This is a genomic window from Nocardia sp. JMUB6875 (genome assembly GCF_041154655.1).
Classification (GTDB): Bacteria; Actinomycetota; Actinomycetes; order Mycobacteriales; family Mycobacteriaceae; genus Nocardia.
The window spans coordinates 1-4,030 of the sequence record NZ_BAAFGR010000322.1 but is presented as its reverse complement, the minus strand read 5'-3'; the positions used below and the strand labels follow the sequence as shown (position 1 = coordinate 4,030).

The window sequence follows — 4,030 nt, the reverse complement described above, 5'->3', positions numbered from 1 at the left end:
CCCCCATCGCCACCGCGACCGCCGCGGCCCCCGCCGAACCCATCGACAAAACGCGTCTCATCCCCGCCGATTCCCTCCACTAGAACATCCACCACCCCCGAACAACGACGGCGGCGAACCCTAACAACCCGATCCCCCCTCGCGACACCACCGCGAATAGGTCACCGAATCGGTCATAAACATACATCTTTCACAACCAGCGCGCCCGCTGCTCGACGGTGCGGCTCTAGGCTGGGCGCATGATGCAGGCTCTGCTGTCGTTTGCCGTCGTCGCTGGAATGCTCACTGTGGTACCGGGATTGGATACCGCGATCGTGTTGCGGGCGGCGGTGAGCCGAGGCCGCCGCTATGCGTTCGCGACGGCGCTCGGGGTGGGGTCCGGCACCCTCGTCTGGGGAGTGGCTGCGGCAGCAGGGGTTTCGGCCTTGGTAGCGGCATCGCAGGTGGGCTACACCGCCTTGCGGATAGCGGGCGCGCTCTACCTGATCTGGATGGGTATCGGCATGATCCGTCAGGGATTCCGCCATTCGGACCTCACGCAAGCAGCCGCCGAGCCCGATTCCTCCGGCGGCATGCTGGGCGCCTGGGCGCGCGGGCTGGGCACCAACCTGCTCAACCCGAAAATGGGAGTCTTCTACATAGCGATGCTCCCCCAATTCCTCCCGCCCGGCGCACCGCCCCTCCTGATGGGCTGCGCCCTCGCCGTAGTACACAACCTCGAGGGCATGGCCTGGTTCACCGCGGTCATCCTCGCCGCGGGTCTCGCCAAAACCTGGCTCAGCCGAGACTCGGTGCGGCGAATGATGGACACCGTAACCGGCACCGTCCTGGTGGCCTTCGGCGTGAAGCTGGCCGCAAGTCACCGCTGACGCGGCGCTCGCGTGGTGAGCAGACCCTGTTCGAGGGCAGCGGTGACCGCTGCGGTGCGATCGGAGACGTCGAGTTTCGTGAAGGCGCGTTGGAGGTGGGTCTTCACCGTCGCCTCGCTGATATGGAGGGCCTGACCGATCTCGATGTTGGTCAGGCCGTGCGCGACATGCGTCAGCACCTCGGCTTCGCGGGCCGACAACGCCACCTGTGGGTCACGATCGCGCTGATGCAGGCGGGCTCGGACCGAGGGGGCGAGTACCGTTTCACCGCGGGCCGCCGCGCGGATGGCCGCGGCGAGTTCCAGGCGGGAGCTGTCCTTCAGCAGGTAACCGGAGGCACCCGCCTCGACGGCGCGCAGGATGTCGGCATCGGTCTCGTAGGTGGTGACCACGACCACCCGGGTGGCGGGACAGGAAGCCAGAATGCGTTCGGTGGCTGTAGCGCCGTCGATTTCAGGCATGCGCAGGTCCATCAGGACCACATCCGGACGCAATGCGGTCGCCACCGTGACGGCTTCGGCACCGCCCGCGGCCTCGCCGACGACGGTGAGATCGGTTTCGCGGGACAGCATTCCGCGCATGCCTTCCCGCACCACGGGATGGTCGTCGACCAGCAGGACCGTGATCACGTCGGCACCTCGATCTCGACGCGGGTGCCAGCGCCGGGTGTCGAGGTCACGGTGACCGTCGCGCCGATCTCATCCGCGCGGCTGCGCAGTCCGGCCAGCCCGAAGCCGCCGTTGCCGCCACCGTTGAACCCGATCCCGTTGTCCTCCACTGTCAATCGCACACCGCCCGGTGTCCGAGCGAGATCGACCCGCACGCTGTCGGCCCTGGCATGCTTGCGGATATTGGTCAGCGTCTCCTGCGTGGCACGCAGCAGCACCACCTCCGACCCGGTATCCAGCTGCGGCACAGTCGAATCCACGTGTACATCCACCTCGATACCGGTCTCGTCGCCGAGCCTGTGGCAGCGCCGCCGCACCGATTCGGCCAGCGACCCCGCGCCCAGCTCCGGCGGTGTCAGCGTCTCCACCATGGCACGCGCCTCGATCAGGTTCTCGCGCGCGGTGGCGCCGATCAGCGCGACATGTCTGCGCGCGGTGACCGGGTCATCGTCGAACTCCGATTCCACGGCCTGCGACAGGGCCGCGATGCCCGCGAATCCCTGTGTCAGCGTGTCGTGAATCTCCCGGGCCAGTCGGCTGCGTTCGGCGGCCGATCCGGCCTCGCGCGACAGCCGCGCCACATCGGCGCGGCTGCGTTCCAGTTCGTCGAGCAGAACGGCGAGTTGTTCGCCGCGATCGATCGCCAGGGTGATGGTGGCCCCGATGGGCGGGTTGAACACCACCGCGATCAACGAGATCGCCAGTCCCATGGGCAGATCCACCCCGGTGGCGATGGAAAAGATCAGGGGCACGAAACTCACCGCCGCGGCGACGATCATCGCGGGCCGCACCGGCAGCGACATGTAGATCAGCGCGTATACCACCATGATCGCGGTGATGGCCGGCTCCGCCCACCAGACGGCGACAAGGAAGAACACCAGCACACCCGCCACGAAGAACACCGAATCTCGGTTCACCGCACGGCGATAGAACCACTCCGGATTATTGCGCCGCCGCTTCAACGGCACGGTCCAGGCGAGCAGACAGGCCAGCGCCGCCAGCGCCACCCAGGTATTGCCGGGGTACTGCTGCCGCAGCGCGACGACTAGCACGCCGGTCGCCACGCAGCCGCCCACCACATAGGTGCACCAGATCCGATACCAGAACTCCCACCGCTCCGGTGCGGAGGCGCGCACGTTCATGCTCCGACGATAACTCCCGCTCCGGGCGACGGGTGTCCGCCGAACGGTTGACGCGGACGTCTTCCCACCCTGCCTACGCTGCGAGAAAGGCTCACGCGAACAAGGGGATTCGCCATGACGATCACTTCGTCCACACCCGATTCGACGCTCTACCCGCCCCGCTGGCAGCCCGCGCCGCTGCGCTGGCATCGCACGCGGGTGTCGTGGTGGCAGTCGTGGAAGCTGGCCGCCCAGGTGGTGCCGCGATTGCGCGACAGCACGATCGCCGACTTCTACGGCACTCAGCTGCCCGGGCAGGACGACATCATGGTGGCGCGCATGCCATTCCTGCGTTTCGTGCTGGTGCGCAGTCCGGAGCTGGCACGGCAGGTGCTGGTGACCAATCAGGACAACTATGCCAAGAGCGCGGAGTACGAGATGCTCGCCGTGGCGTTCGGTCGGGGGCTGGTGACCGAGACCGATGAGCAACGGTGGCAACGGAATCGGCGTCTGGTGCAGCCGGTGTTCGGCAAGCGCAATATCGCCACCTTGGCCGGGCCGATCACCGAGGCCGCGCGGGATTGCGCGGAGCGGATGGCGCGGCTCGGGGCGGACGGCACGCCCGTCGACGTGAGCGCGGAGATGAATCGGCTCACCCTGGATGTGGTGGCCCGCACCATGTTCGGCGTCGATCTGAACGGGCCGATGTCGGAGGTCACGCTGTCGCGACTGCTCGGCTTCTTCGGCGTCGGCTATGTCACCGGCGTCTCCCACGGCCTGCGCGCACTCGCCGATTTCACGCGGCTGCATCGGTTACCGACCCGCGTCATGCGCGTCGGCGGCTGGCTGCTCGCCCCACGCGCGATGGCCGATCTGCGGCATCTCGAGCAGGTGATCGACCGCCTCATCGCCGATCACCGCACCGGCGCGATCACCCGCCGCGACAACCTCCTCGCCCTGCTCATGGACGCCCGCGACCCCGAAACCGGCTACGGCTACACCGACACCGAGATCCACGACGAGCTGATGACCTTCCTCGGCGCGGGCATGGAAACCACCGCCACCGCCCTCGCCTGGACCTGGAAACTCCTCTCCGAACACCCCGACGTCCTGGCCCGCCTCCACACCGAACTCGCCGAAGTCCTGTCCGGCCGCACCCCCACCGCCGAAGACCTCGACCACCTCCCCTGGACCAAAGCGATTGTGGCCGAGACCATGCGCGTCTACCCGCCGATAGTCGGCCTGGCCCGCGTAGCCAAATCCGCCGACCTCCTGGGCGACTTCCCCATCCCCGCCGGCACCACCGTCTCCATCAGCCTCCACGCCCTCCACCACCACCCCACCGTCTGGCCCAACCCCACCGTCTTCGACC

At 67.8% G+C, this 4,030-nt stretch carries 4 protein-coding genes; 2 read left to right on the top strand and 2 right to left on the bottom strand.

The window, feature by feature from the left end; genetic code table 11:
• Positions 1-239: 239 nt before the first annotated feature.
• The gene (locus tag ACAM49_RS39120; protein ID WP_369640561.1) at positions 240-869 is read left to right on the top strand and encodes a LysE family translocator; all 630 of its coding nucleotides are present in this window, start codon (positions 240-242) and stop codon (positions 867-869) included.
• Here ACAM49_RS39120 and ACAM49_RS39115 read toward each other — a convergent pair.
• Positions 860-1,498 (bottom strand): response regulator, encoded by a 639-nt coding sequence (locus tag ACAM49_RS39115; RefSeq protein WP_369640560.1) that lies wholly within the window; start codon positions 1,496-1,498, stop codon positions 860-862. The two genes, ACAM49_RS39120 and ACAM49_RS39115, sit on opposite strands and share 10 nt — an antisense overlap.
• Entirely contained in the window at positions 1,495-2,679 is a 1,185-nt protein-coding gene (locus tag ACAM49_RS39110) for a sensor histidine kinase (RefSeq protein ID WP_369640559.1), read from the bottom strand. Before ACAM49_RS39110 ends, ACAM49_RS39115 begins: the two co-directional genes overlap by 4 nt.
• Positions 2,680-2,793: 114 nt before the next feature.
• Here ACAM49_RS39110 and ACAM49_RS39105 point away from each other — a divergent pair.
• Positions 2,794-4,030 (top strand): cytochrome P450 (locus tag ACAM49_RS39105; protein ID WP_369640558.1); only part of this gene is annotated, 1,237 nt, incomplete at its 3' end.

Excerpts from the sequence above, each read along its gene's own strand:
- ACAM49_RS39120 (WP_369640561.1), top strand. The coding sequence starts at position 240 with ATGATGCAGGCTCTGCTGTCGTTTGCCGTCGTCGCTGGAATGCTCACT.
- ACAM49_RS39110 (WP_369640559.1), bottom strand. The coding sequence starts at position 2,679 with ATGAACGTGCGCGCCTCCGCACCGGAGCGGTGGGAGTTCTGGTATCGG.